Here is a 26,956-nt window from a genome sequence, read left to right as displayed (position 1 = left end):
CTCATGCGCGCTGCAATCTGGCTCCTCGCGCTGTTCGCCGTCGCCGCGGCGGTGGCGCTCTTCGCCGGCAACAACCAGGGCACGATCACCGTGTTCTGGCCGCCGTGGCGGGTCGATCTCTCGCTGAACCTCGTGCTCGTGATCCTGCTGCTGACCTTCGTGCTGCTGCACGTCGCGTTGCGCGCGCTCGCGGCGCTGTTCTCGCTGCCCACGCAGGCGCGCCACTGGCGGCTGCAGCAGAAGGAACGCATGCTGCACTCCGCCTTGCTCGATGCGATGGTGCAGCTGATCGCCGGCCGCTTCTCGCGCGCCCGCAAGGCCGCGCAAGCTGCGCTCACGCAGGAAAAAACACTGGCCGCGCTCGGCGCCGAGCTGCCGCAGGCGCAGCAGGTGCGCGTGCTGTCGCACCTGCTGGCCGCCGAAAGCGCGCAGGCCCTGCAGGACAAGGCCGCGCGCGACGCGCACCTGCAGCAGGCCCTGAATGAAAGCGCCGACCGCACCGTGCTCGCGAGCCCGGAAACCCGCGAAGGCGTGCAGCTGCGCGCCGCGCGCTGGGCGCTCGACGACCGCGACCCGACGGCCGCGCTCGCACGGCTCGAAGAACTGCCGCAGGGCGCGCAACGCCGCACGCTGGCGCTGCGGCTGCGGCTCAAGGCCGCGCGGCAGGACCGTCGCACGGTCGAGGCGCTCGACACCGCGCGCCTGCTGGCCAAGCACCGCGCCTTCTCCGATGCGGCGGCGCAAAGCATCGTGCGCGGCCTCGCGACCGAACTGCTGACCGGCGCGCACGACCCGGCGCAGCTGCTGCGCGCATGGTCCGAACTCGATTCTGCCGAACGCCAGATGCCCGAGGTGGCCATCCACGCGGCCCAGCGCATGGTCGCGCTGCGTGGTGACCTGGCACTGGCACGCGGCTGGCTGCTGCCGGCTTGGGAGCGCATGGTGGCGAACCCGCGCGGCCTCGGTGACGGGCTGCGCGTGAAGCTCACGCGCGCACTCGAAGCGGGGCTCGATTCGGTGGACGCCGACTGGCTCGCACGCATCGAAAGCGCGCAGCGCAACAACCCGCGCGACGCCAACCTGCAGTACCTCGCCGGCATGGCCTGCATGAAGCGCCAGCTCTGGGGCAAGGCCCAGCAGCTGCTCACGCAGGCCGGGCTCGGTTTGCAGGACCCCGACCTCTACCGGCGCGCCTGGCTCGCGCTGGCCCAGCTGGCCGAGGCGCGCGAAGACCACGCGCAGGCGGCCGATGCGTGGAAGCGCGCGGCGCAGGTCGACAACACGCCCTGAGCGTTTTGGGGTTTCGTCGTGCGTCCTGGCCTCAGGAGCACGCGGATTCCTTGGCGGCCGTCAGGCCCGCCGCCCGCGCCGACGGCTTGCCGTTGCCGAAGATCAACAGGCTGAGGCCGGCCAGCACCCACACCCCGATGCCACCGTAGAGCATCACCCACCCGAAGCTGCTCACCAGCGCCGCATGCACGACGGCGCCTGATGGATCGGCCTGAGACAGCACCGGAAAACTCTCGGGCAGCGACGCGAAGCTGCCCGCCGCGACCTTTTCCGCCAGCGCGCGCAGCTGCTCTGCATCCAGCGATGCCGACAGGGCGCTCTTCAGGTGCGCGTGAATCCCTTCGAGCAACAGGAAGCCCATCAGCGCGATGTTCACGGCCAGCGTGATCAGCCGCGCGCTCATGTCCATGCCCGAGGCCATGCCCGCGCGGGCGCTCGACACCGAGCCGGTGGTGGTGTTGGTCACGGGCGTGTTCGTCAGGCCCAGCCCGATGCCGGCCAGCAGGCAGCCGGGCAGCAACGTGAGCCAGCTCGCATGCGCCACGCCGCTGCCCCAGCGCATCGCGATGAAGCCCAGGCCGATCACGAACAGCCCCGCCGGAATGACCACGCCGGGCCGGTAGCGCATCGACAGGCGCTCGGCCAGCGGCGGCAGCACGAGCGTGGGCAGCGTGTAGGCCAGCAGCGCCGAGCCGGCCGTGACGGCGTCGTAGCCCAGGCTGCTCTGGAAGTAGATCGGCAGGTAGATCATGAACGGCCAGAAGCTGAAGTTCATGCCGATGGAGCCGACGATCGAGCCCGAGAAATTGCGGATGCGGAACACCGAGAAGTCGAACATCGGGTGCGGGTTGATCTTCTCGACCCACACGAAGACCGCGAAGCAGGCCAGCGTCGCCACGAGGATGCTGATGGCCACGGGGCTCGCGAACCCAAGGCCCGGTCCCTGCGTGATGAAGTAGGTGAGGCCGAACACCGCCAGCGACAGCGTGACGATGCCCGGCAGGTCGAGCCGCTTCGCGTCAGGGTCGCTGGACTCTTCCACGCTGCCCCACACGAGCGCCAGCGCCACCACGGCCAGCGGCACATGGACCAGGAACACCCATTGCCAGCTCGACAGCGCGACGATCGCGCCGCCGACGATCGGCCCGAAGCCCAGCCCCATGCCGAACACCACGCCCCAGATGGCGAAGGCCTTGCTGCGCTCCTTGCCTTCCTGGAACTGGTGCGACAGCACCGCGAGTTGGCAGATCAGCATCGCGCCGCCGGCCAGGCCCTGCAGGAAGCGGCTGACGATCAGCACCGGCGTGTTGCCCGCGATGCCGCACGCCAGCGAGGTGGCACCGAACAGCACCACGCCGAAGATCAGCACGCGCTTGCGGCCGTAGCGGTCGGCCAGCGTGCCGGCGGCCATCAGCACCGTGGTGCAGGCGATGGTGTAGGCGTTCATGATCCACTGCATGTCGCTGAAGTCGCCATGCAGTGATTTTTCGAGCGTGGGAAGAATGACCGGCACGCTGGAGATTTCCAGGCCGAACATCAAGGCAATCAGGCAGACCGCGGACAGGGCGATCCGGTTCTTGCCGGCAGGGGAGAGGGACATCGGGCGGTTTCCAAAAAGGCAGAGCGGCCGATTCTGGTGAAACCCTCTTCATGATGGAAATGATTTGATTTCCTAGAATTCATTAGGAAACATCATTTATCCAGGATCGCCATGGACTTCGACCCCACGCTGTTGCGCGCCTTCGTGGCCGTCAAGGAAACCGGCGGCTTCACGCGCGCCGCCGAGCGCCTGCACCTGACCCAGTCGGCCATCAGCCACCAGATCCGCAAGCTCGAAGAGCAGGTGGGCCGGCCGCTGCTGCACCGCACGACGCGCCGCCTCACGGTGACCGAGGACGGTGAAGATTTCCTGCGCTACGCGACGCAGATCCTCGACACGCTCGACGCGATGACGCGGCGCTTCCAGCCCTCGCCGATCTCGGGCGTGGTGCGTTTCGGCGTGCCGGACAACTTCATGGGCGACCGCCTGCCGCCGCTGCTCTCGCAGTTCGCGCGCGGGTTTCCGGCGGTGCGCATGGAGGTCTGCGTGAGCATGCACACCGACTTGCGCGCGGCCATCCGCGCCGGCGAGCTCGACCTCGCGGTCGTGATGTCGCCGCCCGACGTGGTGGAGGGCACCTGCCTGCGGCGCACGCAACTGGTGTGGGCTGCGGCCGAGGCCTTCGAGGCGCCGAAGGGCGCATCGCTGCCGCTGGCCTTCTTTCCGAAGCCGTGCGTCAACCGGCAGGTGGCCGGGTCGGCGCTCGACCTCGCGTCGTCGCTCGACTGGCACGTGGTCTTCACCTCGGCCAGCCCGCAGGGCATTCGCGCGGCGGTGCTGGCGGGGCTCGCGGTGACGGTGCTCACGCGCGAAGAGGTGGAGCCGGGCATGAAGATCGTCGACGGCCGCTACGGCCTGCCGCCGCTGCCGAGCGTGAACTTCTCGCTGATCTGGAGCGAGAACGGCAAGACGCCCTGTGCCTGCCGCTTCGGGCAACTGATCCTGGAGATGCCGGACCTGCCGGGCATCGAGGCACTGCCGCTGCAGGCCTGAGGAAGCGCGAGGCCAAAAAAAAACGGCGCCAGAGGCGCCGTTTTCATTTGCGAGGGAGCAGGGCTCAGAGCGAGCGCTGCTGTTCCTGCGGCTGCTGTTGCTGCTCGAACGGCAGCGACATCGAACCGAGGTCGCGGCGGGTCTCGACCAGCACCAGCGGGCCTTCGTCGAGCACGATCACCGGCGGGCGCTCGCGCGGCACGTGCACCGGCTTCGGCTCGGCAGCGATCGCGGCGCGCGCCTGCGCGATGCGTTCGGCATCCGAGTTGACCCACTGCAGGCCCGAGCTTTCGGCGATCTGCGCGAGCTCGTTCAGCGGCAGTTCGAAGGCCTGCACCTTGGGCAGTGCGCGGCCGTTGCCGGCCGGCGCTGCTGCCGCGGGCTTGGCTGCGGCTTCGACCACGATGGGCGCTGCGACGGGTGCCGGTGCGGGGGCGGCGGGGCGCTCGAAGCGCGGCTGCTCCTGCACCTGCGGTGCGGGTTCGCGCACTTCGACCGCGGTGGCGACCACGGCCACTGCGGCGGCTTCCGCCACCAGCGGCAGTTGCTGTTGCGGCTGGCGCTCGGCCTGGCCTTCGGCAGCCATGGCGCCTTCGGCGACCGGTGCGGCGTCTGCGCCGTTGGCTTCGTTGCCACCGTTGCCGGCGTCGTCACGCGGACCGCGTTCGCGGCGGTCACGGCCGTAACGGTCGCGCGAACGGCCGCGGCGCTCTTCGCCTTCGCGGCGGGGGGCTTGCTGCTCGTTGCCTTCGTTGTTGCCTTGCTCGGCATCGCCAGCGGCAGCCGATTCGGCCACGCGTGCGTCGCCTTCGTTGGCAGCGGGCGCGTCGTTGCGGCGCTCGCGGCGGCCGTCGTTGCGCTCGCCGCGCGGGCCGCGCGACTCGTCGCCACGGCCGCTGCGGGGCTGGCGCTCGCCGTCGCCGGCGGTGGCTTCATCGCGCGGCTGCTGTTGCTGCGCATCGCCGTTGCGCTCACCGCGCTCGTTGCGTTCGCCGCCACGTTCACCACGCTCGCCGCGCTCGCCACGTTCACGGCGCTCGCCGCGGGCGCGCGGTGCGCGTTCCGCTGCGGCATTGCCGTTCTCGTCGCCGCCGGGTGCCGGCTGCTGTTGCTGCGCGTCGAGGTTCAGGTTGCCGTCGAGCAGGGCTTCGGCCGGTGCGTTGCGGCCTTCGCCACCTTCGCGGCGCTCGCCGCGACCGCCACGGCGTTGTTCGCCGTCGCGCGGTGCGCGTGCTTCACGGGGCTCGCGTTGCTCGCGTGCCGGGTTGGTGCTGTCGTTGCGCTGCTCGGTGTTGCGAGCCTCGCCGCGGCGTTCGCCGCCTTCACGGCGCTCGCCACCGCGTCCGCCACGGCGGTCGCCGTCGCGTCCACCCGAACGGCCGCCGCCTTCGCCACGGCCTTCGCCGCCGCGTCCGCCGCGGCGCTGTTCGCCGTCGGCGCCACGTGCACCGCGCGTTTCGCCGTCACGGCCCGGGCGACCGCCTTCGCGGCGGGGCTTCGGTGCTTCGACCGGAATGGCGCTGGGCGCCGGTGCCGGTGCAGGCGCCGGCGAGGCGCCGCCGAAGAAGCTCTTGATCCAGGCCATGAAGCCTGTCTGTGCCGGGGCCGGAGCGACCACCGCGGGCGGGGCCACCGGGGCGGGAGCGGGCGCAGCGCGCACCGCTTCGGGCTTGGGCGGCACCACGGGCGCGGGTGCGTCGGGCAGCACGCCCTTGATGACCGGCGTCTGCTTGTTGGTGGGTTCTTGCGAACGGCGCGTGACCGAGGTCGGGTCCTCGATCTCGTCGGCCATCTTGTAGCTGGCTTCGATGTGATCGAGGCGCGGGTCGTCGTGCTTGAGGCGCTCGAGCTTGTAGTTCGGCGTTTCGAGCGTCTTGTTGGGCACCATCAGCACGGTGACGCGCTGCTTGAGCTCGATCTTGGCGATTTCGGGGCGCTTTTCGTTCAGCAGGAACGAAGCGACTTCCACGGGCACCTGCACATGCACGGCGGCCGTGTTGTCCTTCATGGACTCTTCCTGAATGATGCGCAGGATCTGCAGCGCGCTCGATTCGGTGTCGCGGATGTGGCCCGAGCCGCCGCAACGGGGGCAGGGGATCGACGAACCTTCGGACAACGCCGGCTTCAGGCGCTGGCGGCTCATTTCCATCAGGCCGAACTTGCTGATCGAGCCGAACTGCACGCGGGCGCGGTCCTGGCGCAGCGCGTCGCGCAGGCGGCTTTCGACTTCGCGGCGGTTCTTCGACTCGTCCATGTCGATGAAGTCGATGACGATCAGGCCGCCCAGGTCGCGCAGGCGCATCTGGCGGGCCACTTCGTCGGCGGCTTCGAGGTTGGTGCGGGTGGCGGTCTCTTCGATGTCGCCGCCCTTGATGGCACGGGCCGAGTTCACGTCGACCGAGACCAGCGCTTCGGTGTGGTCGATCACGATGGCGCCGCCCGAAGGCAGCTGCACGGTGCGGGCGTAGGCCGACTCGATCTGGTGCTCGATCTGGAAGCGGCTGAACAGCGCCGCGTCGTCGCGGTAGCGCTTCACGCGGGCGGCATGCTCGGGCATGACGTGCGCCATGAACTGCTGCGCCTGGTCGTAGATGTCGTCGGTGTCGATCAGGATGTCGCCGATGTCGTGATTGAAGTAATCACGGATGGCGCGGATGACGAGCGACGATTCTTGATAAATCAGGAAGGCGCCCTTGCCGCCCTTGGCCGCGCCGTCGATGGCGGTCCACAGCTTGAGCAGGTAGTTCAGGTCCCACTGGAGTTCGGGCGCCGAGCGGCCGATGCCGGCGGTGCGCGCGATGATGCTCATGCCCTTCGGGTACTCGAGCTGGTCCATCGCCTCCTTGAGTTCGGCGCGGTCGTCGCCCTCGATGCGGCGCGACACGCCACCGCCACGGGGGTTGTTGGGCATCAGCACGACATAGCGGCCGGCCAGCGAGATGAAGGTGGTGAGGGCCGCGCCCTTGTTGCCGCGCTCTTCCTTTTCGACCTGGACGGTGAGTTCCTGGCCTTCACGGATCACGTCCTGGATGCGGGCCTGGCTGGCCGACACGCCTTCGGCGAAGTACTGCTTGGAGATTTCCTTGAACGGCAGGAAGCCGTGGCGGTCTTCGCCGTAGTCGACGAAACAGGCTTCGAGCGACGGCTCGACGCGGGTCACGACCGCCTTGTAGATGTTGCCCTTGCGCTGTTCGCGCCCTTCGATTTCGATTTCGTAGTCGAGCAGTTTCTGCCCGTCGACGATGGCCAGGCGGCGTTCTTCGGCCTGCGTGGCATTGATCAGCATCCGCTTCATGATGCGTTGTCCTTATATGTATCGTTCTACCGGCTCATGACGAGCCAACGATGCACGGACGACGCCCGCGAAACCAGGGAATTGCCGCTTGGCCCCGGATGCTGTGACTGCCGCGCCAGGCGCGAGCAGGCCTCTCGAGCGTCAGCTCAAGAAGACAGCCGGGGTGGGGGCGCGTGGATGGGCGCGAGCCAGATTCGGTGTTGGGTGGCTGCCTTTTTGACAGCCGGTTGCGCAAGGGTGGCGCGCACTGCGGGCGATTCAATGCCTGAGGCGACTGGTCGAAACCAGGTCGACCAGCGCAGGCATATTTGAATCAGCAGCATCAACACAACAAGGGACTCGCTTCGATCCGCCTGCAGCTTGGAAGCTGCAGGCTGGGTATTCCGTATCGGTGTTTCGTGGGTGTCGGCTTGACTTGGGTGCCTGGCCTGCCACTTTGCGCGATTGCGCGGGGTTTGCGGGCTGGACGCCAAAGCGGCATCGACCTCACAGCATGGTCGTCAGTGCTCTAAACTTCTGTCTAATCAAGCACTTACACGACCGCGCTGGTGAAAAACATTATAGGTGCGAAGAAAAGCCCCGCGGGGGCTCCAAATCCCGCGGATCGACCCGCGGGCGCCGACACCGGCACGCCGCACGCCGCCATCCACTTCCTGACCGTCGACGCCGAATCCGCCGGGCAACGGCTCGACAACTTCCTTTTTCGCCATCTGAAAGGCGTGCCGAAGACGCACGTCTACCGGATCATCCGGTCGGGCGAGGTGCGCATCAACAAGGGCCGCGCCCAGGCCGAAACCCGCATCGAAGACGGCGACCTGGTCCGGATTCCGCCCGTGCGGATCTCGCCACGCGCCGAAGAGGGCGCCACGCCGCCGGCGCCGGCGCGCGAGTTTCCGGTGCTGCTCGAAGACGAGGCCGTGCTGGCCATCGACAAGCCCGCCGGTGTCGCGGTGCACGGCGGCAGCGGCGTGAGCTTTGGCGTGATCGAACAATTGCGCACGGCGCGCCCGGGCGCCAAGTTCCTGGAACTGGTGCACCGGCTCGACCGCGAAACCTCCGGCATCCTGCTGGTCGCCAAGAAGCGCAGCGCACTGGTGGCATTGCAGGACCAGTTTCGCGAGCGCGAGACCGGCAAGACCTACCTGGCGCTGGTCGAAGGCGACTGGCCCGCCAACAAGAAGGTGCTCGACGCGCCGCTGGCCAAGTACCTGCTGCCCGACGGCTCGGGCGCCGGTGCCGGCGAACGCCGCGTGCGCGTGGTCGCCAAGGACCACCCCGACGCCATGCGGGCCGTCACGCTGGTGCGCGTGCTGGCCCGCCTCAGCCTGCCGGGCGACGCCACGCCGCTGTCATTGCTGGCGGTGACCATCAAGACCGGGCGCACCCACCAGATCCGCGTGCACCTGGCCTCGGCCGGGCATCCGATTGCCGGCGACGACAAATATGGCGAGTCCGATCGGCAGCGTGCCTTGCACAAACTCGGCCTCAAGCGCATGTTCCTGCATGCGTGGCGGCTGCAATTCAACCACCCGGCCAGCGGCGAGCGCATTGCGCTGCAGGCCGGGCTGCCGCCTGAGCTGCATGCGCTGATGTCGCGCGCGGCGCTCGAGGCGATGGCGCAACACCCCACCCCCACGGCCCATGACTGATTCTTCCGCCAGCCCTGCACGCTCCCCTCGCTTCGACCTGATCGCCTTCGACTGGGACGGCACGCTCTACGACTCCACCCGCCTGATCGTGCGCTGCATCCAGGCGGCCGTGGTCGATGTCGGCGGTGCCAAGCCCAGCGAGGACGATGCCGCCTGGGTGATCGGCCTGGGCCTGGCCGAGGCGCTCGCGCGCGCGGCGCCCGACGTGCCCAAGGAAAAGTACCCCGAACTCGGCGCCCGCTACCGTTATCACTTCCTGCAGCACCAGGACGACCTCGTGCTGTTCGACGGCGTACTGCCCATGCTCGATGCGCTGCGCGCGCGCGGCCACAAGCTGGCCGTGGCCACGGGCAAGTCGCGCCGCGGCCTCAACGAAGCTTTGAAGACAGTGGCGCTGCGCGACCGCTTCGACGCCTCGCGCACTGCCGATGAAACCTTCGGCAAGCCGCATCCGCGCATGCTGCTCGAACTGATGGAAGAGCTCGACGTGCCGGCCGAGCGCACGCTGATGATCGGCGACACCACGCACGACCTGCAGCTGGCCCAGAACGCCGGCTGCGCCAGCGTGGGCGTGGGCTTCGGCGCGCATGCGTCGTCCACCTTCGACGAGTTCAAGCCGCTGTACGTGGCGCAGTCGATCGCCGAGCTGCAGGCCTGGCTGCTCGACAACGCCTGAGGGCCAAGGCATGAGCGACTCGCGCATCCCGCTGTGCAATGCCTCGGACCTGGTCGAGGGTGGCAACGCCGTGCCCTTCGACGTGGTCCACGGCGGTGAAACCTGCCGCGCCTTCGCGGTGCGCTTCGAGGGCCTGCCGCATGCGTACCTCAACCGCTGCAGCCATGTGGCGATGGAGATGGACTTCCAGCCCGACCGCTTCTTCGACGACAGCGGCCAGTGGCTGCTGTGCGCCACCCACGGCGCCGTCTACAAGCCCGACACCGGCGAATGCGCGGGCGGGCCCTGCCGCGGCGGGCTCGTGAAGATCGCGCTGAGCGAAGAAGACGGCGTGGTGCACTGGCATACTGACTGGAACCTCCAACCTCTTTCCTTCTGACATGACCGATCCGAATCGCAGGGAACCCCAGGGTTTCGAACCGCTGGAGCCGGCCGTCCCCCTCACGACATCCCAAGACAGCCCCCGCACCATGGCCCAAGATCCCACGCAGCGCCCCGGGTGGGAGCGCGCCACGCTCGAGAAACTCGCGTTCGCCTCCCTGAATGAGCAGAAGGCCACGCGCCGCTGGAAGACCTTCGTGCGCCTGGGCTGGCTGGCTTTCTTCGTGTTCCTGGCCTGGTTCGCGTTCTCGCGCAGCACGCCAAGCACCGCCAAGACCACGGCCCACACGGCCGTCGTCGAGATCAAGGGCGAGATTGCCAACGGCGGCGACGCCAGCGCCGAGTTCGTGATCGCCGCCATGAAGACGGCCTTCGAGGACGAGGGTGCCAAGGGCGTGGTGCTGCTGATCAACTCGCCCGGCGGCAGCCCGGTGCAGGCCGGCATCATCAACGACGAGATCAAGCGCCTGAAGGCCAAGCACAAGAAGCCGGTCTACGCGGTGGTCGAAGAGACCTGCGCTTCGGCGGCGTACTACATCGCCGCGGCCGCCGACAAGATCTTCGTCGACAAGGCCAGCATCGTCGGCAGCATCGGCGTGCTGATGGACGGCTTCGGCTTCACCGGCGTGATGGAAAAGGTCGGCGTGGAGCGCCGCCTGCTGACGGCCGGTGAAAACAAGGGCTTCCTCGATCCGTTCAGCCCGATGAACGACGCGCAGCGCGCGCATGCCCAGGCGATGCTCAACCAGATCCACACCCAGTTCATCAACGTGGTGAAGACAGGCCGCGGCGACCGCCTCAAGCTCGACACCCCGGGCCTGTTCAGCGGCCTGTTCTGGAGCGGCGAGCAGGCCGTGGAGTTCGGCCTGGCCGACCAGCTGGGCAACGTCGACTTCGTGGCACGCGAGGTGATCAAGGCGGAGGAAGTCATCGACTACACGCGCCGCGACAACGTGGCCGAGAAGCTGGCCAAGAAGTTCGGCGCCGCCATGGGCGCGGCCTCGGTGAGCGCGCTGAAGACCTCGCCAGCGCTGCGCTGAGCGCGGCTTTTTTCAGGCGGTGCTGCTGTCGCCGCTGCCGGTGAACCGGGCCGAGGCTGCCAGCGCGGCGGCAAAGGCCACCACCACATAGAGCGCGGCGGTCAGCGAACTGACCCGCGCCAGTAGGCCTATCACCGCGGGCCCTGCCATGAACCCCAGATAGGCGATGGCCGACACGGCGGCAATGCCGTTGGCAGGCGCCACACCCGGCACGCGGGCCGAGGCCCCGAACAGGATCGGCACCACGTTCGCAAAGCCGACGCCGACCCCCGCGAAGCCCAGCAGCGCGAGCCAGGGCAGGTCGGTCAGCAATACCAACGTCATCGCCCCCGCCGCGAGCAGGCCGCTGCCGCGCAGCAAGGCCGTGGGTGAGAAACGGGCGCGCATCGCGTCGCCACCGAAACGCGCAGCCGCCATCGCGGCGGAAAAGCTCGCATAGGCCAGTGCGGCCTGCTGCTGTGGGCTGCCCAGTTCCTGCTGCATGTAGAGCACGCTCCAGTCGTAAATGGCGCCCTCGGCGATCAGCCCCAGCGCGGCCAGCACGCCGAGCACCGCGAGCACGCCGCGCGGCAGGCGAAAGCCGTGGTCCGCTGCGGCCGCACCGTCGGCGGGCGCGGTTGGCGTGGGCAGCATGCGCGTCGATGCGATCGCGACCACCCCGATCATCACCACGGCCACCGTCCACAGGTGCGTCTGCGGCGCCATGCCGGCGGCCAGCGCCGCGCTGCCGCTCGCGGCACCGACCATGCCGCCGAGGCTGAACATGCCGTGCATGCCGCTCATCAACGGCTGGCCGCCGCGCAGTTCGAGCTGCGCGGCTTCGGTGTTGATCGCTACGTCGAACACGCTGGTGACCAGGCCGAACACCGCCAGCAGGCCCAGCAGCGCGGCATAGCCGGGCATCGCGATCAGGCCGGCGATCAGCAGTGCGTAGACGCAGCCGCACAGCGCGGCCATGCGGCGCGGGCCGTGGCGGCCGATCCAGCGCCCGGCGCTGGTCAGGCCGACCATCGCGCCGGCACCGGCCGCGAGCATGGCGAGCCCAAGCTGCGCCTCGTCGATGGCGTAGTGCGCCTTGACCGTCGGCACATGCACGCCCCAGGTCGCGAAGATAAAACCGGATGCGAAGAACTGGGCGCGCGACGCCCAGCGCGTACCGGCCGTGACGCCCGGCCCCACCCTCAGCGCCCGATCGCGAACACGGCGGGCAGGCGCTCGTCGGTCGTGGCCTGCGGCTTGGCTGCGCGCCAGGCTTTTACCGTCTCGCTGCGCACCTGCGCGGTGGCGAGCGTCAGGCCGCGCGCCACCGCGAGACGGGTGTTGTGCTGCAGCGTCTGCACCAGCGCCTGCAGCAGGGCGGCATTGCGGTACGGCGTTTCGATGAAGAGCTGCGTCTGACCGGTCTTGAGTGCGAGCGCCTCAAGCTCGCGGATGCGCGCCTGGCGTTCGCCGCCATCCTGCGGCAGGTAGCCGACGAAGGCGAAGTTCTGTCCGTTCAGGCCGCTTGCTGCGAGGGCCAACAGCAAAGACACCGGTCCGGTGAGCGGCACGACGGTGATGCCCAGGTCGTGCGCGGCGCGCGCCACCGACGAGCCGGGGTCGGCCACGGCGGGCATGCCGGCTTCGCTCAGCAGGCCGACGTCGTGGCCTTCGAGTGCGGCGGCGAGCAGCGGGCGGGCGTCGAACTGGCCAGCGTGGTCGCCTTTCTTGTGCACCTCGCGCGGCAGTTCCTGGATGTTCTGCGCCTGCAGCGGCGCGGCCAGCGGCACGACGGCGTCGATGCGTTTCAGGTAGGCGCGGGCCGACTTGGCGTTCTCGCAGATCCAGTGCGTGATGCCTGCGGCGGCCTGCAGCGTGCCCAGCGGCAGGGCGTCCTGCAGCGGGGCCTGGAGGTCGCAGCCGAAATCGAGCGGCGCGGGGACGAGGTAGAGCTTGCCTTTTGTGGTCACAGCAGGTCGACCCCCGCGGCGCGCAGCATCCGGCAGGTGCGGATCAGGGGCAGACCGACCAGCGCGGTCGGGTCGTCGCTGTCGATGGCATCGAGTAGCGCGATGCCGAAGCCCTCGCTCTTGGCGCTGCCGGCGCAGTCGTAGGGCTGTTCCGCTAATAGATAGCGCTCGATGGCGGCGTCCGAGAGGTCGCGGAACACCACGCGCACGGGAGCGATGTCGCGCTGGACGAAGCCCGTCGCATGGCAGACGACGGCCACGGCGGTCTGGAAGATCAGCGTCTGGCCGCGCATGCGGCGCAGCTGGGCGGTGGCCCGTGCGTGGTCGCCGGGCTTGCCGAGTGCTGCGCCCGCCAGGTCGGCAACCTGGTCGGAGCCGATCACCACTGCGTCGGGAAAGCGCGCGGCCACGGCGTTGGCCTTTTCCAGTGCCAGGCGCTCGGCCAGCGCGCGGGGCGTTTCGCCGTCGAGCGGGGTTTCGTCGACGTCGGGGGCGTGCACCTCGAAGGGCAGATGGAGGCGGGTGAGCAGTTCGCGCCGGTAGCGCGAGGTCGAGGCGAGGATCACGGTGCGTTGCATGCAGCGATTGTGCGTGAGCGACCGGACCCGACCGGCTCGACGGGTTGCTCGCCTGGGAGGCCGGCCGGCGCGCTAGACTGGGGCGGATGAAGAGAGAATTTGCCCCCGAAAGGCTCAATGTGCCCGCGTTCACCGCGGCGGCTGCCACGCTGGATGGTGCTGATCCGGTCCCGGGTTTCGCACGCCTGGTCGCCGAACTGGCGACGCCGGCCACCGATGCCGTGGTCCGCTGGGAAGCGACCGGCGAAGAGCGTCCCGGCGCCGACGGCAAGGCGACGCCCTGGCTGCACCTGGATGTCGAAACCACCGTGCCCCTGGTCTGCCAGCGCTGCCTGTCGCCCGTCGACACCGAACTGTTCGTGGACCGCTGGTTCCGCTTCGTGGCCGACGAGGCCACGGCCGAGGCGGAAGACGAGGAGTCCGATGAAGACTTGCTGGTCGTCAGCCGCGATTTCGACCTGCGCGGGCTGATCGAGGACGAGCTGCTGATGGAAATCCCCGTCATGCCGGTCCACGACGTGTGCCCGACGCCGGTGCGCTTGTCCTCCAGCGACGACGATTTCCAGGCGGCCGAGGAGGCCAAGCCGAACCCCTTTGCCGTGCTCGGTGCGTTGCGTCCGCGCAAGCCCGAAGAGGGCAAGTAGCCCTTTCTCTCTGGCTGGGCTATAATCATGGGCTTCGCGCGCGCCGCCGTGAGCAGCAATGCATACAAGGCAAAGGCAGAACGTGGCATTCCATGCATGCCGCCGGAGCTTTCGCCTCATTGCCACCGCTTGAGCCCGCATCCAGTCACCCACCTAACCGTCCAGGAGCCATCATGGCCGTCCAGCAAAACAAGAAGTCGCCTTCCAAGCGCGGCATGCACCGTTCCCACAACGCCCTGGGCGTGCCCGGCATCGCTGTCGAGCCCACCACCGGCGAAACGCACCTGCGCCACCACATCAGCCCGAACGGTTTCTACCGCGGCCGTCAGGTGCTCAAGAACAAGTCCGAAGCCTGATCTCGAATCCCAAGGCCAAGGCCCGAAGCTACTTTTGCTGTAGCGTCGGGCCTTTGTTTTGATGGCTGCGCCTTTTTCTCCCGAACTCACTGCTGCGCCCGCCGCAATCACGCTCGCCGTGGATTGCATGGGGGGTGACCATGGGCCGCGTGTCACGCTCGCGGCCTGCCGCGCGTTTCTCGAGCGGCACAGCGAAGCCTCGTTGCTGCTCGTCGGTGCGCCGGCCGCATTGGCGGGGTTTGCCGACCATCCGCGCGCCCGCATCGTACCGGCCAGCGAAGTCGTCGGCATGGACGATCCCATCGAAATCGCCCTGCGCAAGAAGAAAGACTCTTCGATGCGCGTCGCGATCCAGCAGGTCAAGGATGGCGCGGCGCAAGCGGCGATATCTGCCGGCAACACAGGCGCATTGATGGCGATCGCACGCTATCTCCTCAAGACGCTCGATGGCATCGATCGTCCTGCCATTGCGCCCCAGCTGCCCAATGTGAAGGGTGGGGCGACCACCGTGCTCGATCTCGGCGCAAACGTCGATTGTGACGCCGAGGACCTACTCCAGTTTGCCGTGCTGGGCTCCGCACTCGTTTCGGCGTTGACCGGCAACGAATCGCCTTCGGTAGGTCTGCTCAATATTGGCGAAGAGGCCATCAAGGGCAGCGAAACCATCAAGAAGGCCAGCCAACTGCTGCGTGCAGCTGCCAACTCCAAGGATCTGAACTTCTACGGCAACGTCGAAGGGAACGACATTTTCAAAGGTACGACCGACATCGTCGTGTGCGACGGATTTGTCGGCAATGTGGCGCTGAAGGCCAGCGAAGGCGTCGCGTCGATGATCGGCGAGTTCATTCGCGTCGAGTTTTCGCGAAACATTCTCACGAAACTGGCGGCTATTGTTGCTTACCCGGTTCTAAAAGCGTTCAAAGGTCGCCTGGATCACCGTCGCTACAACGGTGCGGCCTTGCTGGGCCTGCGCGGGCTGGTGTTCAAGAGCCATGGCTCGGCCGACGAAGTGGCTTTCGGCCATGCGTTGGATCGCGCTTATGATGCCGCTCGCAACAACCTGCTCGATCGCGTGCGGGCCCGCATCGCCCACGCCGCGCCTTTGCTCGCGCGGCAGGAGTCGGCGGTGCCGGCCGACGCGACAGCCCTTCACGCTTGATGACCCCTTTTTCGCGCATTACCGGCACCGGCAGCTACCTGCCCCCCCGCCGCGTCACCAATGACGACCTTGCCAAGGATCTGGCGACACGCGGCATCGAAACTTCCGATCAGTGGATCGTCGAGCGCACCGGCATTCACGCGCGCCACTTCGCGGCGCCCGATGTCAGCAGCAGCGATCTCGGCCTCGAAGCCGCGAAGCATGCGCTGGAAGCCGCCGGCCGCAAGGCGAGCGACGTCGACCTGATCATCGTCGCGACCTCGACGCCCGACATGGTGTTCCCGTCGTCGGCCGCGATCCTTCAGCACAAGCTCGGCATTGCCGGCTGCCCGGCCTTCGACGTCCAGGCGGTCTGCAGCGGTTTCGTCTACGCACTGACGGTGGCCGACGCGATGATCCGCACGGGCACCGCGCGCTGCGCGCTGGTGATCGGCGCCGAAGTGTTCTCCCGCATCCTCGACTTCAACGACCGCACCACCTGCGTGCTGTTCGGCGACGGCGCGGGCGCGGTGGTGCTCGAGGCCTCCGACGAGCCTGGCATCCTGGCCAGCGACCTGCATGCGGACGGCAAGCACGTCGGCATCCTGTGCGTGCCGGGTCATGTGTCAGGCGGCAATGTGCTCGGCACGCCGCTGCTGCACATGGACGGCCAGGCCGTCTTCAAGCTGGCGGTCCGCGTGCTCGAAGACGCCGCGCGCGCCACGCTCGCCAAGGCGGGCAAGACCGAGGCCGACATCGACTGGCTGATCCCGCACCAGGCCAACATCCGCATCATGGAAGGCACGGCCAAGAAGCTGAAGCTGCCGCGCGAGAAGCTGGTCGTCACGGTGCACGAGCACGGCAACACCTCGGCCGCCTCGATCCCGCTGGCGCTCGACGAAGCCGTGCGCTCGGGCAAGGTGAAGAAGGGTGAGACCCTCATGCTGGAAGGCGTGGGCGGTGGCTTCACCTGGGGCGCGGTGCTATTGAATCTGTAGTGCGTCGCGACGCCCCGAAGCGGGCGTCGGCGCGGTGACGAAGAAACAACAATGAAATCCTTTGCTTTTGTCTTTCCGGGTCAGGGCTCGCAGGCGGTCGGCATGCTCGACGCCTGGGGCGATCACCCGGCCGTGGTCGAGACCTTGCGTGAAGCCTCCGAAGCGCTGGGCGAAGACATCGGTGCACTGATCAAGAGCGGTCCCAAGGAAGAACTGGCGCTCACCACCAACACGCAGCCCGTGATGCTGGTGGCTGGCGTGGCCGCCTGGCGTGCCTGGCTGGCTGAAGGCGGCGCCACGCCGTCCGTGGTCGCCGGTCATTCGCTGGGCGAGTATTCGGCGCTGGTGGCCTCGGGCGTGCTCACGCTCTCGCAGGCCGCACCGCTGGTGCGTTTTCGTGCGCAGGCCATGCAGCAGGCGGTGCCGGTCGGTGTCGGCGCGATGGCGGCGATCCTCGGCATGGCGTCCGACAAGGTGGTCGCCGGCTGCGCCGAAGCCACCGCCACGTTCGGCCCCGGCAGCGTCGAGGTGGTCGAGGCCGTGAACTTCAACGATCCGATGCAGACCGTGATCGCCGGCAGCAAGGCCGCGGTCGACAAGGCCTGCGAGCTGTTGAAGGCCAACGGCGCCAAGCGCGCGTTGCCGCTGCCGGTGTCCGCGCCTTTCCATTCGAGCCTGATGAAGCCCGCGGCCGAAGCCCTGCGCGAGAAGCTCGCGAGCGTGGCGCTGGCCGCGCCGCAGATTCCGGTGCTCAACAACATCGACGTGGCCGTCGAGACCGATGCCGACCGCATCCGCGACGCCCTGGTGCGCCAGGCCGCCGGTCCGGTGCGCTGGGTCGAGAGCGTTCAGGCCTTGAAACTGCGCGGTGCAACCGCCATCATCGAGTGCGGTCCCGGCAAGGTGCTGGCCGGCATGGTGAAGCGCATCGCCCCCGAACTGGAAGCCGCGTCGGTGTACGACCCGGCCACCCTCGCGGACGTCCGACAATCGCTCGCCGGCTGAACGCCGCCAGGCCCCGATACTCTTTCTCTCTTATGAGCACTCCCAAATTCGAAGGCCAGGTCGCCCTGGTCACCGGCGCAACGCGCGGCATCGGTGCCGCCATTGCGCTCGAACTCGCGCAGCGCGGCCTCAAGGTCGTGGGCACCGGCACCACCGATGACGGCGCAGCCAAGATCACCCAGGCGCTGAGCGCGTTCGACGGCCGCGGCCGTGCGCTCGACGTGAACGACGGCGCTGCTGTCGAAGCCCTGATCGACGAGATCGTGCAGGCTTACGGCGCGATCCATGTGCTGGTCAACAACGCCGGCATCACGCGCGACACGCTCGCCATGCGCATGAAGGACGACGACTGGGATGCGGTGCTCGACACCAACCTCAAGGCCGTCTTCCGTCTCTCGCGCGCGGTGATCCGCCCGATGATGAAGCAGCGCTATGGCCGCATCATCAGCATCACGAGCGTGGTGGGCGCGTCCGGCAATGCCGGCCAGGCCAACTACGCGGCCGCCAAGGCCGGCGTGTCGGGCATGACCCGTGCGCTGGCCCGCGAACTCGGCAGCCGCAACATCACGGTCAACTGTGTCGCGCCGGGCTTCATCGAAACCGACATGACGGCCAGCCTGCCGGAAGCCCAGCAACAGGCGCTGCTCTCGCAGATCCCGCTGGGCCACCTGGGCAAGCCGGCCGACATCGCGCATGCGGTGGCCTACCTCGCATCGCCGCAGGCCTCGTACGTGACGGGGCAGGAACTGCACGTCAACGGCGGCATGCACATGTAGCCGAAAGGCGCAATCTTTTTCCGTACCGGAGCGCGGGGCAAATGCCACGGGCCGCCCGGCTAAAATCCACCAGTTACCTACAACCCTTAGAGGGAATCAAATGAGCGATATCGAAGCACGTGTCAAGAAAATCATCGCCGAGCAACTCGGCGTGGAAGAGTCCCAAGTGACGAACGAAAAGGCTTTCGTGGCCGACCTCGGCGCTGACTCGCTCGACACGGTCGAACTCGTGATGGCACTCGAAGACGAGTTCGGCATCGAGATCCCGGACGAAGACGCAGAGAAGATCACGACGGTGCAGAACGCCGTCGACTACGCCACCAAGAATCAAAAGGCCTGATCGGCCAGCTGACACTGCAACGACGGCCGGCGGCTCTTTTTTCAACCGCCCGCGCCGCTCGGCAGCTGTCCAGCGCTTCCAGAAAGGTTTGCCGGCATGACCAAACGCCGCGTCGTCGTGACCGGACTCGGTTGCATCGCTCCTGTCGGAAACACCGCAGCCGAATCCTGGACCAACCTGTTGGCCGGGAAGTCGGGCATTGCGAACATCACCGCGTTCGATGCAAGCGCCTTCGCCTGCAAGTTCGCCGGTGAGGTCAAGGGTTTCGACATCACCCAATACATCTCGGAGAAAGAAGCGCGTCACATGGACCGCTTCATTCATCTGGGACTCGCCGCCGCCATCCAGGCGGTGCAGGACAGCGGACTGCCGACCGGCGACGCGCTGTCCTATGAAAAGGCCGTGCGCATCGGCTGCAACATCGGCTCGGGCATCGGCGGTCTGCCGATGATCGAACAGACGCATGGCGAGTACGCGAGCCGCGGCCCGCGTCGCATTTCGCCGTTCTTCGTGCCGGCGTCGATCATCAACATGATCTCGGGCCACGTCTCGATCAAGTACGGCTTCAAGGGCCCGAACATCGCCGTCGTGACCGCCTGCACCACCGGCCTGCATGCCATCGGCACGTCGGCACGCATGATCGAGTACGGCGATGCCGACGTCATGATCGCGGGCGGCGCCGAATCGACCATTTCTCCGCTCGGCATCGGCGGCTTCACCGCGCCTCGCGCATTGAGCACCCGCAACGACGATCCCACCACGGCCTCGCGCCCGTGGGACAAGGACCGCGACGGCTTCGTGCTGGGCGAGGGCTCCGGCGTGCTGGTGCTCGAAGAGTACGAACACGCCAAGGCGCGCGGCGCCAAGATCTACGCTGAGGTTTCAGGCTTCGGCATGACCGGCGACGCGTACCACATGACCGCGCCCGACGTCGACGGCCCGCGCCGTTCGATGGCGATGGCGCTGGCCAATGCGGGTGTCAACGCCGACGAGGTCCAGTACTTGAACGCGCACGGCACCTCGACGCTGATCGGTGACCTCAACGAGACCAACGCGGTCAAGCTGGCGTTCGGCGATCACGCGAAGAAGCTCGTCGTCAATTCGACCAAGTCCATGACCGGCCACCTGCTGGGCGGCGCGGGCGGCATCGAATCGGTGTTCACGGTGCTTGCGCTGCATCACCAGAAGAGCCCGCCGACGATCAACATCTTCAACCAGGATCCGGAGTGCGATCTCGACTACTGCGCCAACGAGGCGCGCGATCTGAAGATCGACGTCGCGGTCAAGAACAACTTCGGCTTCGGCGGTACCAACGGTACGCTGGTGTTCAAGCGCGCTTGAGCGTCGCTCTCCCATGCACAGCGCACCGTCGGTGACCTATCCGGTGGGGCGCACCCGCGGCGCGACCCGGATTCTTCTGGCCCTTTGGACTCTGGGCGTTTGCTGCGCGGGCGCGGCCTGCTATCTGTTCGATAGCAATGGCTGGCGTCAGCTGCTGCTGCTCCTCAGCGTCGTCTTCTCTGGTGTCGCGGCAGGCTTTGGCCTGCGGCGGGACGGTGCGGCGACGCTGCATTTCGACGGATTGCACTGGTCGCTGACCGGTGCCGATCCGACGCGCGGCGTGCTCGCCGCGCGCGCCGTGGTGGCGCTCGATTTCCAGTCGCTGCTGCTGATCCGCCTGGCCGAACCCGGCCGCGCGGCGCGCTGGGTCTGGCTCGAGCAGCGGGCCATGCCGGAACGCTGGCGCGACGTGCGCCGTGCGGTCTACGCACGGCCCCCGGTCGCCGAGGTGGCCGGCGACCCCTGGCGCGCGACCGCTCCGGCCGATGCGCCCTGACCCGTTTCGATGACCACGTCCTTGCCTCCCGTGCCTCCGGAGTCCGCGCTGCCCGATGAGGCGGCGCAGGCGCCGCGCCCGGGTGAGGTCGATTTCCAGTTGGTCCAGCGCACCGTCGCGGGCGACCAGAAGGCGTTCGAGCTGCTGGTCATCAAGTACCAGCGCCGCATCGAACGGCTGATCGGGCGCATGGTGCGCGATGTCGACCTGATCGAGGACATCGCCCAGGAAACCTTCATTCGCGCCTACCGCGCACTGCACCAGTTCCGCGGCGAGGCGCAGTTCTACACCTGGCTGTACCGGATCGCGGTGAACACCGCCAAGAAGGCGCTGGTGGACATGAAGCGCGATCCGACCGTCTCCGAAAGCGCACTGCGTTCGTCCTCGGATGACGAAGATGAAACTTACCGTCCTGGAAACGAACCAACCAGCGATGAAACCCCCGAATCGGTCATGGCGGCGAACGAAATCGCCAGTGCCGTCGAGGCTGCCATGGAAGCGCTCCCCACCGAGTTGCGCCAGGCGGTCACGCTGCGCGAGATCGAGGGGATGAGTTACGAAGAGATTGCCGAGGTCATGGATTGTCCGATCGGCACGGTGCGTTCGCGTATTTTCCGGGCGCGCGAGGCCATTTCGGCCAGGGTCAAGCCGCTGCTGGACAACCAGTCCGGCAAGCGTTGGTAGATCAGCAGGTGAATGACATGAATCAGACGATGACGGTTCGGGAACAGGTGTCCGCACTCGCGGACGGCCATTTGCAGGGCGAAGCGTTCGCGCGTGCGATCGAATCCGTCTGCGCTGAAGACGACTCGCGCGACGCTTGGCACGCGTACCACGTGGTGGGCGATGTGCTGCGCTCGTCGGCGCATTCGCGCTGCAGCGACACCTCGGCCTTCCTGGCGCGTTTCCAGCAGCGGCTTGCCGAAGAGCCGGTCGTGATCGCTCCGCCCGCGGCCGTGGCGCCGCTCGCCGCCGTGCCGGCCGCGATACCCGTGCGGCAACGCGCCGAGGCGGCCAACGAGCCGGTGTTCCGCTGGAAGCTGGTGGCCGGTGCCGCGTCGCTGATGGCCGTGGCGGCCATCAGCTGGACGCTGGTCGGCAACGGTGCCGCGGTGCCGAGCGGAGGTGCACAACTGGCAGCGGCGCAGCAGCCCGTGGCGAACTCGGTTCTGGCGGCGGCTGCCGGTGGCAGTGCGTTGCCCAGCAACGGCGCCCTGACGCCGACCCGCGTGCTGGTCGGCAGCGGCAATCCGCAGGTCATGCTGCGCGATCCGCGCCTTGACCAGCTGCTCGAAGCTCACCAGCAGGCCGGTGGCGCATCGCAAATGCCGTCCGGCTTCCTGCGCAACGCCACCTTCGAGGGCCCCACGCGCTGATTGCGCGCCCGTCGCCGCCTGCAATGACCGTTGTTCACATGCCGATTTCCGCACGCACCCTGGTGCTCGCGTTTGCTGTTCTTTGCCTGGGGCAGATGGCCACCGCGCAGACCCGCTACGGTGCGGCGAACACGAAGAGCGTGCCCTCGGCGCAGACCGACGAACCGCCGGCCATGGGCGTGACCGAGTGGCTGCAGCGCATGCATGCGGGCGCGCGGCAGCGCAGCTACGTGGGCACCTTCGTGGTGTCGGCCCCGGGCGGGGACCTGTCGAGCGCGCGCATCTGGCACGTGCGCGACGGCGATCACCAGCTGGAGCGAATCGAAGCGCTGTCGGGCCCGCCGCGCTCGACCTTCCGGCGCAACCGCAACGTGATGACCTTCCTGCCCGAGGCGAAGGTCGTGAAGGTCGAGAAGCGCGAGAACCTCGACCTCTTCCCCAACCTGCCCGACAAGCCCGATTCGTCGGTGGGCGACTACTACGACGTGCGCGCCATCGGCAAGGACCGCGTCGCGGGCTTCGACGCCGACGTGGTGCAGCTGGTACCGCGGGACGGCCTGCGCTTCGGCTACCGCATCTGGAGTGAGCGCCGCTCCGGCCTCGTGGTGAAGCTCCAGACCGTCGACAGCGACACCCGCGTGGTCGAGCAGTCGGCGTTCTCCGAACTGCAGCTCGATGCGCCCGTGAAGGCGCAGGCGCTCGCGCAGATGATGGCCAACACGAGCGGCTACCGCATCGAGAAGCTCGAACTCGAGCGCAGCACCGCGCAGGACGAAGGCTGGATGCTGCGCACACCCGTGGCCGGATTCAAGCCCCGAAGCTTCTTCCGGCGCCCCGCGCTGCCCTCCGGCGACGGCAAGCCGCCCAAGCCCGAGGCGACCACCGTCCAGTGGACCTTCTCCGATGGCCTGGCGACGGTCTCGCTCTTCATCGAACGCTACGATCCCACGCGCACGCCGGGCGACGGCGTGCTGACCATCGGCGCCACCAACGCGATCCGCCGGCGACTGCCCGCACCGGCCAGCGACTGGTGGCTGACCGCGGTCGGCGAGGTGCCGCAGCAGACGCTCAATGCCTTTGCCCAGAGCCTCGCGCGCACGCGCTGACGGGCGATGCGCTGACGCCGTGCAGGCGTTCGGGCTGAACCAAGCCGGCGCCGGGTACTCATAGCCTCTGTCGTTATTTGCAGCTCTGTTCTTTTGGAAAGACAACCGATGATGTTCAAAGTCGAGGGACACAAGCTTCGTTCCGGTCTGCTGGCCTTTGCGCTGGCAATGACGGCCGGCGCCACTTTCCTGCCGGTCGAGTCGGTGCATGCGCAGACGCGCACGCTGCCCGACTTCACCGACCTGGTCGACCAGGTCGGTCCGTCCGTGGTCAACATCCGCACCGTCGAGAAGGTCGCGCAGCGCGGCGGCGGCAACGGCGAGATGGACGAGGAAATGCAGGAGTTCTTCCGCCGCTTCTTCGGTCAGCCGCTGCCGGGCACGCCGCGCCAGGGGCCGCGCCCGAACCGTCCGCAGCAGGAAGAAGAGCGTCCGCGTGGCGTGGGCTCGGGCTTCATCCTGACGGGCGACGGCTACGTCATGACCAACGCGCACGTGGTGGAAGACGCCTCCGAGGTGCTGGTCACGCTGCCCGACAAGCGCGAGTTCAAGGCCAAGATCATCGGTGCCGACAAGCGCACCGACGTGGCCGTGGTGAAGATCGAAGCCACAGGCCTGCCCGCGGTGAAGGTGGGCGACATCTCCAAGCTGCGCGTGGGCGAGTGGGTGATGGCGATCGGTTCGCCCTTCGGCCTGGAGAACACCGTCACGGCCGGCATCGTGAGCGCCAAGCAGCGCGACACGGGCGAGTACCTGCCGTTCATCCAGACCGACGTGGCCATCAACCCCGGCAACTCGGGCGGCCCGCTGATCAACATGCGCGGCGAAGTGGTGGGTATCAACAGCCAGATCTATTCGCGTTCGGGCGGCTTCATGGGCATCTCGTTCTCGATCCCGATCGACGAGGCGATCCGCGTCAGCGAGCAGCTGCGCACCTCGGGGCGCGTCTCGCGCGGGCGCATCGGCGTGCAGATCGACCAGGTCACCAAGGACGTGGCTGAAGCCATCGGCCTGGGCAAGGCGCAGGGCGCGCTGGTGCGCGGCGTCGAAGCCGGTTCGCCGGGCGAGAAGGCCGGCGTGGAGCCGGGCGACGTCATCACCAAGTTCGACGGCAAGGCGATCGAGAAGCCGAGCGACCTGCCGCGCCTCGTGGGCAATACCAAGCCGGGCACCAAGAGCACGCTGACCGTGTTCCGCCGCGGCAGCTCGCGCGACCTCAGCGTGACCATCGCCGAGATCGAGCCGGACAAGCCCGCCAAACGCGCAACCGACCGCGACGAGCCGGCTGCGAAGCCGTCTGCTTCCGCGGCCCTCAAGTCGCTCGGCCTCGCGGTCAGCGACCTCAGCGATGCGCAGAAGAAAGAGCTCAAGCTGAAGGGCGGCGTGAAGGTCGATGCCGCCAACGACGCCGCGGCGCGGGCCGGCCTGCGCGAGGGTGACGTCATCCTCGCGGTGGGCAATCTCGAGGTGGCGAATGCCCGCGAATTCGAGGCGGCGGTCGCCAAGGCGGACAAGGCCAAGTCGCTCAGCGTGCTCTACCGTCGGGGCGACTGGGCGCAGTACGCCCTGATCCGACCCGCACGCTGATACGGCGGCGGCGTCAAGTGGCCCCACCCGGCAGTCGGGTTTGGGGCCATTTTTTCGAGGTGTTTACGACGCTTCGGCGCCGGCCTCTAAAAAAATCCGAGGCCTCGAAAACGCCAAGATTTGTTTGCGGTCACTAACTTACAAAAGGGCTAAGGACGAATTTCGGTAGAATAGACAGCTCCTGGCGGCCAGTCAGCGCATAAAGAGGGCGATGGCCTTCACGATGCGAGATGTCACACAGCCGTCCACCGGTGCTCCACAGATCGCCCACAAGTTGTTCAGCTACTGCTCCACCGATCCTGTTGATAAGTTGTGAGTATCTTTGATGTTGTGGACCTGCAACGAGCCCTTTGGACCCTGTTCCCGGATGTACGTGCTTCCCTTTTTGCCTACAATGAAGTTCCAACTACTGCAGTTGCCATTGCTTGTTGGTTCAGGGCGCGTCTCCAGAAGACGCGCCCTTTTTTCTTGGCCCCGCCCCTCGGCGCCCGAGCCAATTCAAGTACTTAAGCGTTCCCGTTGATGAATCACATCAGAAATTTTTCGATCATTGCGCACATCGATCATGGCAAGTCGACGCTCGCAGACCGTTTGATCCAACGTTGCGGCGGCCTCGCGGAACGCGAGATGGAAGCGCAGGTGCTCGACTCGATGGACATTGAAAAAGAGCGTGGGATAACCATCAAGGCGCAGACCGCCGCGCTGCACTACAAGGCACGCGACGGACAGGTCTACAACCTCAATCTGATCGACACGCCGGGCCACGTCGACTTCTCGTACGAAGTGAGCCGCTCGCTGTCCGCATGTGAAGGCGCATTGCTCGTTGTCGACGCATCGCAAGGCGTTGAAGCGCAGACAGTGGCCAACTGCTACACCGCGCTCGACCTCGGCGTCGAAGTGATCCCGGTGCTCAACAAGATCGATCTGCCGAACGCAGACCTCGACAACGCGCGCACTGAAATCGAAGACGTGATCGGCATCGACGCGACCGACGCGATTCCGTGCTCCGCAAAAACCGGTGTCGGCATCGACGACATCCTCGAGACCATCGTCGCGCGCATGCCCGCACCGCGCGGCAATCCCGACGGCCCGCTGCGCGCGATGATCATCGACAGCTGGTTCGACCCGTACGTCGGCGTCGTGATGCTGGTGCGCGTGGTCGACGGCCGCCTCGTGAAGGGCGAGCGCATCAAGATGATGGCCTCGGGCGCCATGTACAACGCCGACAGCATCGGCGTCTTCACGCCCGCCAACGAAGCGCGCGCGTCGCTCGAGGCCGGCGAGGTGGGCTACATCATCGCGGGCATCAAGGAACTGCAGGCGGCCAAGGTCGGCGACACGGTCACGCTGATCCGGCCCGGCACCGGCGGTGCTGCCGCCACGGCCACCGAGGCGCTGCCCGGCTTCAAGGAGATCCAGCCGCAGGTGTTCGCGGGCCTGTACCCGACCGAAGCCAGCGAGTACGACTCGCTGCGCGACGCGCTCGAGAAGCTCAAGCTCAACGATTCGTCGCTGCGCTACGAACCCGAAGTGAGCCAGGCGCTGGGCTTCGGCTTCCGCTGCGGCTTCCTGGGCCTGCTGCACATGGAGATCGTGCAGGAGCGCCTGGAGCGCGAGTTCGACCAGGACCTGATCACGACCGCGCCGAGCGTGGTCTACCAGGTGGTGCGCAACGACGGCGAAGTGATCATGGTCGAGAACCCGTCCAAGATGCCCGACGTCGGCAAGATGGCGGAGATCCGCGAGCCCATCGTCACCGTGCACCTGTACATGCCGCAGGAATACGTCGGCTCCGTCATGACGCTGGCCAACCAGAAGCGCGGCGTGCAGCTGAACATGGCCTACCACGGCCGCCAGGTCATGCTGACCTACGAGATGCCGCTCGGCGAAATCGTGCTCGACTTCTTCGACAAGCTGAAGTCGGTGAGCCGCGGCTACGCCTCCATGGACTACGAGTTCAAGGAGTACCGCGCCTCCGACGTGGTGAAGGTCGACATCCTGCTCAACGGCGACAAGGTCGATGCGCTGTCGATCATCGTGCACCGCAGCCAGTCGCAGTACCGCGGCCGGGCGGTGGTGTCGAAGATGCGCGAGATCATTTCGCGCCAGATGTACGACGTGGCGATCCAGGCGGCCATCGGGGTCACGATCATTGCGCGTGAGACAATCAAGGCACTTCGCAAGAACGTGCTCGCCAAGTGCTACGGCGGCGACATCTCCCGCAAGAAGAAGCTGCTCGAGAAGCAGAAGGCGGGCAAGAAAAGAATGAAGCAGATCGGTTCCGTCGAAGTCCCGCAAGAGGCCTTCCTCGCGATTCTGCAAGTCGAAGACTGATCACCACG

Annotated in this window: 25 protein-coding genes; 20 read left to right on the top strand and 5 right to left on the bottom strand. The window is 67.4% G+C overall.

Annotated features, from left to right (window positions below; translation table 11 throughout):
• Positions 1-3 precede the first annotated feature (3 nt).
• Positions 4-1,290 carry a heme biosynthesis protein HemY gene (locus tag ACAM42_RS25650; protein ID WP_062482750.1) on the top strand — a complete coding sequence of 429 codons (1,287 nt, stop codon included), beginning with the start codon at positions 4-6 and terminating at the stop codon, positions 1,288-1,290.
• 31 nt (positions 1,291-1,321) lie between these two features.
• On the opposite strand, the gene ACAM42_RS25645 is transcribed toward ACAM42_RS25650, so the two are convergent.
• Entirely contained in the window at positions 1,322-2,890 is a 1,569-nt protein-coding gene (locus tag ACAM42_RS25645; RefSeq protein ID WP_369629822.1) for an MFS transporter, read from the bottom strand.
• Positions 2,891-3,001: 111 nt separating this feature from the next.
• On the opposite strand from ACAM42_RS25645, the gene ACAM42_RS25640 reads away from it, so the two are divergent.
• Entirely contained in the window at positions 3,002-3,883 is an 882-nt protein-coding gene (locus ACAM42_RS25640) for a LysR family transcriptional regulator (RefSeq protein ID WP_159273187.1), read from the top strand.
• A gap of 64 nt (positions 3,884-3,947) precedes the next feature.
• On the opposite strand, the gene ACAM42_RS25635 is transcribed toward ACAM42_RS25640, so the two are convergent.
• Positions 3,948-7,178: an Rne/Rng family ribonuclease gene (locus tag ACAM42_RS25635; protein ID WP_369629821.1), complete on the bottom strand. Its 3,231-nt coding sequence runs from the start codon at positions 7,176-7,178 to the stop codon at positions 3,948-3,950.
• Positions 7,179-7,726: 548 nt separating this feature from the next.
• Here ACAM42_RS25635 and ACAM42_RS25630 point away from each other — a divergent pair.
• The 4 genes from ACAM42_RS25630 to ACAM42_RS25615 are packed head-to-tail and all read left to right on the top strand — an operon-like array spanning position 7,727 to position 10,924.
• On the top strand, positions 7,727-8,827 hold the full coding sequence (locus tag ACAM42_RS25630) for an RluA family pseudouridine synthase (RefSeq protein WP_062475576.1): 1,101 nt from the start codon (positions 7,727-7,729) through the stop codon (positions 8,825-8,827).
• The gene (locus ACAM42_RS25625) at positions 8,820-9,503 is read left to right on the top strand and encodes an HAD family hydrolase (protein WP_095949578.1); all 684 of its coding nucleotides are present in this window, start codon (positions 8,820-8,822) and stop codon (positions 9,501-9,503) included. The genes ACAM42_RS25630 and ACAM42_RS25625 overlap by 8 nt, the downstream gene beginning before the upstream one ends.
• A 10-nt stretch (positions 9,504-9,513) precedes the next feature.
• Positions 9,514-9,882, top strand: coding sequence for a Rieske 2Fe-2S domain-containing protein (locus ACAM42_RS25620; RefSeq protein WP_070062237.1), 369 nt, complete (start codon positions 9,514-9,516; stop codon positions 9,880-9,882).
• Between the two features lies 1 nt (position 9,883).
• Positions 9,884-10,924, top strand: coding sequence for a S49 family peptidase (locus tag ACAM42_RS25615; protein ID WP_095949576.1), 1,041 nt, complete (start codon positions 9,884-9,886; stop codon positions 10,922-10,924).
• Between the two features lie 12 nt (positions 10,925-10,936).
• Here ACAM42_RS25615 and ACAM42_RS25610 read toward each other — a convergent pair whose 3' ends face one another.
• Genes ACAM42_RS25610 through ACAM42_RS25600 form a run of 3 tightly spaced genes read right to left on the bottom strand, consistent with a single transcriptional unit; the run spans position 10,937 to position 13,451 of the window.
• Positions 10,937-12,103 (bottom strand): MFS transporter, encoded by a 1,167-nt coding sequence (locus ACAM42_RS25610; protein ID WP_369629820.1) that lies wholly within the window; start codon positions 12,101-12,103, stop codon positions 10,937-10,939.
• A 2-nt stretch (positions 12,104-12,105) separates the two neighbouring features.
• On the bottom strand, positions 12,106-12,873 hold the full coding sequence (locus tag ACAM42_RS25605) for an SAM-dependent methyltransferase (RefSeq protein ID WP_369629819.1): 768 nt from the start codon (positions 12,871-12,873) through the stop codon (positions 12,106-12,108).
• The gene (locus ACAM42_RS25600; RefSeq protein WP_369629818.1) at positions 12,870-13,451 is read right to left on the bottom strand and encodes a nucleoside triphosphate pyrophosphatase; all 582 of its coding nucleotides are present in this window, start codon (positions 13,449-13,451) and stop codon (positions 12,870-12,872) included. Before ACAM42_RS25600 ends, ACAM42_RS25605 begins: the two co-directional genes overlap by 4 nt.
• 86 nt (positions 13,452-13,537) lie before the next feature.
• On the opposite strand from ACAM42_RS25600, the gene ACAM42_RS25595 reads away from it, so the two are divergent.
• From ACAM42_RS25595 to lepA, 14 genes are all read left to right on the top strand, one after another.
• Positions 13,538-14,095, top strand: a complete 558-nt coding sequence (locus tag ACAM42_RS25595; protein WP_095746469.1) for a DUF177 domain-containing protein — start codon at positions 13,538-13,540, stop codon at positions 14,093-14,095.
• A 173-nt stretch (positions 14,096-14,268) separates the two neighbouring features.
• Complete coding sequence (gene rpmF, locus ACAM42_RS25590) at positions 14,269-14,451, top strand: 50S ribosomal protein L32 (RefSeq protein WP_057592299.1); 183 nt, start codon at positions 14,269-14,271, stop codon at positions 14,449-14,451.
• A 61-nt stretch (positions 14,452-14,512) separates the two neighbouring features.
• Complete coding sequence (gene plsX, locus ACAM42_RS25585) at positions 14,513-15,610, top strand: phosphate acyltransferase PlsX (protein ID WP_082818146.1); 1,098 nt, start codon at positions 14,513-14,515, stop codon at positions 15,608-15,610.
• Positions 15,610-16,587: a beta-ketoacyl-ACP synthase III gene (locus ACAM42_RS25580; protein ID WP_070062242.1), complete on the top strand. Its 978-nt coding sequence runs from the start codon at positions 15,610-15,612 to the stop codon at positions 16,585-16,587. The genes plsX and ACAM42_RS25580 overlap by 1 nt, the downstream gene beginning before the upstream one ends.
• Before the next feature lie 51 nt (positions 16,588-16,638).
• Entirely contained in the window at positions 16,639-17,592 is a 954-nt protein-coding gene (fabD, locus tag ACAM42_RS25575) for an ACP S-malonyltransferase (RefSeq protein WP_369629817.1), read from the top strand.
• Between the two features lie 32 nt (positions 17,593-17,624).
• Entirely contained in the window at positions 17,625-18,368 is a 744-nt protein-coding gene (gene fabG / locus ACAM42_RS25570; RefSeq protein ID WP_062475549.1) for a 3-oxoacyl-ACP reductase FabG, read from the top strand.
• A 100-nt stretch (positions 18,369-18,468) separates the two neighbouring features.
• Positions 18,469-18,708 carry an acyl carrier protein gene (gene acpP, locus ACAM42_RS25565; RefSeq protein WP_007830471.1) on the top strand — a complete coding sequence of 80 codons (240 nt, stop codon included), beginning with the start codon at positions 18,469-18,471 and terminating at the stop codon, positions 18,706-18,708.
• Positions 18,709-18,804: 96 nt separating this feature from the next.
• On the top strand, positions 18,805-20,049 hold the full coding sequence (gene fabF, locus ACAM42_RS25560) for a beta-ketoacyl-ACP synthase II (RefSeq protein ID WP_369629816.1): 1,245 nt from the start codon (positions 18,805-18,807) through the stop codon (positions 20,047-20,049).
• Positions 20,050-20,062: 13 nt separating this feature from the next.
• A complete protein-coding gene (locus ACAM42_RS25555; RefSeq protein WP_369629815.1) occupies positions 20,063-20,545 on the top strand; it encodes a hypothetical protein in 483 nt (160 codons plus the stop codon).
• Positions 20,546-20,554: 9 nt separating this feature from the next.
• Entirely contained in the window at positions 20,555-21,229 is a 675-nt protein-coding gene (rpoE, locus tag ACAM42_RS25550; RefSeq protein WP_235926394.1) for an RNA polymerase sigma factor RpoE, read from the top strand.
• 17 nt (positions 21,230-21,246) lie between these two features.
• Complete coding sequence (locus ACAM42_RS25545) at positions 21,247-21,921, top strand: sigma-E factor negative regulatory protein (protein ID WP_369629814.1); 675 nt, start codon at positions 21,247-21,249, stop codon at positions 21,919-21,921.
• A 38-nt stretch (positions 21,922-21,959) separates the two neighbouring features.
• Positions 21,960-23,027: a MucB/RseB C-terminal domain-containing protein gene (locus tag ACAM42_RS25540; RefSeq protein WP_369629813.1), complete on the top strand. Its 1,068-nt coding sequence runs from the start codon at positions 21,960-21,962 to the stop codon at positions 23,025-23,027.
• Positions 23,028-23,135: 108 nt separating this feature from the next.
• Entirely contained in the window at positions 23,136-24,614 is a 1,479-nt protein-coding gene (locus ACAM42_RS25535) for a DegQ family serine endoprotease (protein ID WP_070062247.1), read from the top strand.
• A gap of 522 nt (positions 24,615-25,136) precedes the next feature.
• The gene (lepA, locus tag ACAM42_RS25530; protein ID WP_070062248.1) at positions 25,137-26,948 is read left to right on the top strand and encodes a translation elongation factor 4; all 1,812 of its coding nucleotides are present in this window, start codon (positions 25,137-25,139) and stop codon (positions 26,946-26,948) included.
• The last annotated feature ends 8 nt before the right edge of the window (positions 26,949-26,956 follow it).

This window comes from Variovorax sp. V35 (assembly GCF_041154465.1).
GTDB classification, from domain to species: Bacteria; Pseudomonadota; Gammaproteobacteria; order Burkholderiales; family Burkholderiaceae_C; genus Variovorax; species Variovorax boronicumulans.
The sequence above is the reverse complement of the archived record's forward strand: the minus strand, read 5'-3'. Positions and strand labels throughout refer to the sequence as shown.

Excerpts from the sequence above, each read along its gene's own strand:
- ACAM42_RS25540 (WP_369629813.1), top strand. The coding sequence starts at position 21,960 with ATGCCGATTTCCGCACGCACCCTGGTGCTCGCGTTTGCTGTTCTTTGC.
- ACAM42_RS25640 (WP_159273187.1), top strand. The coding sequence starts at position 3,002 with ATGGACTTCGACCCCACGCTGTTGCGCGCCTTCGTGGCCGTCAAGGAA.
- ACAM42_RS25580 (WP_070062242.1), top strand. The coding sequence starts at position 15,610 with ATGACCCCTTTTTCGCGCATTACCGGCACCGGCAGCTACCTGCCCCCC.
- fabD (WP_369629817.1), top strand. The coding sequence starts at position 16,639 with ATGAAATCCTTTGCTTTTGTCTTTCCGGGTCAGGGCTCGCAGGCGGTC.
- ACAM42_RS25645 (WP_369629822.1), bottom strand. The coding sequence starts at position 2,890 with ATGTCCCTCTCCCCTGCCGGCAAGAACCGGATCGCCCTGTCCGCGGTC.
- rpmF (WP_057592299.1), top strand. The coding sequence starts at position 14,269 with ATGGCCGTCCAGCAAAACAAGAAGTCGCCTTCCAAGCGCGGCATGCAC.
- ACAM42_RS25600 (WP_369629818.1), bottom strand. The coding sequence starts at position 13,451 with ATGCAACGCACCGTGATCCTCGCCTCGACCTCGCGCTACCGGCGCGAA.
- ACAM42_RS25595 (WP_095746469.1), top strand. The coding sequence starts at position 13,538 with ATGAAGAGAGAATTTGCCCCCGAAAGGCTCAATGTGCCCGCGTTCACC.
- plsX (WP_082818146.1), top strand. The coding sequence starts at position 14,513 with ATGGCTGCGCCTTTTTCTCCCGAACTCACTGCTGCGCCCGCCGCAATC.
- ACAM42_RS25555 (WP_369629815.1), top strand. The coding sequence starts at position 20,063 with ATGCACAGCGCACCGTCGGTGACCTATCCGGTGGGGCGCACCCGCGGC.
- acpP (WP_007830471.1), top strand. The coding sequence starts at position 18,469 with ATGAGCGATATCGAAGCACGTGTCAAGAAAATCATCGCCGAGCAACTC.
- fabF (WP_369629816.1), top strand. The coding sequence starts at position 18,805 with ATGACCAAACGCCGCGTCGTCGTGACCGGACTCGGTTGCATCGCTCCT.
- ACAM42_RS25635 (WP_369629821.1), bottom strand. The coding sequence starts at position 7,178 with ATGAAGCGGATGCTGATCAATGCCACGCAGGCCGAAGAACGCCGCCTG.
- ACAM42_RS25620 (WP_070062237.1), top strand. The coding sequence starts at position 9,514 with ATGAGCGACTCGCGCATCCCGCTGTGCAATGCCTCGGACCTGGTCGAG.
- ACAM42_RS25535 (WP_070062247.1), top strand. The coding sequence starts at position 23,136 with ATGATGTTCAAAGTCGAGGGACACAAGCTTCGTTCCGGTCTGCTGGCC.
- ACAM42_RS25615 (WP_095949576.1), top strand. The coding sequence starts at position 9,884 with ATGACCGATCCGAATCGCAGGGAACCCCAGGGTTTCGAACCGCTGGAG.
- rpoE (WP_235926394.1), top strand. The coding sequence starts at position 20,555 with ATGACCACGTCCTTGCCTCCCGTGCCTCCGGAGTCCGCGCTGCCCGAT.
- ACAM42_RS25545 (WP_369629814.1), top strand. The coding sequence starts at position 21,247 with ATGAATCAGACGATGACGGTTCGGGAACAGGTGTCCGCACTCGCGGAC.
- ACAM42_RS25625 (WP_095949578.1), top strand. The coding sequence starts at position 8,820 with ATGACTGATTCTTCCGCCAGCCCTGCACGCTCCCCTCGCTTCGACCTG.
- lepA (WP_070062248.1), top strand. The coding sequence starts at position 25,137 with ATGAATCACATCAGAAATTTTTCGATCATTGCGCACATCGATCATGGC.
- ACAM42_RS25650 (WP_062482750.1), top strand. The coding sequence starts at position 4 with ATGCGCGCTGCAATCTGGCTCCTCGCGCTGTTCGCCGTCGCCGCGGCG.
- fabG (WP_062475549.1), top strand. The coding sequence starts at position 17,625 with ATGAGCACTCCCAAATTCGAAGGCCAGGTCGCCCTGGTCACCGGCGCA.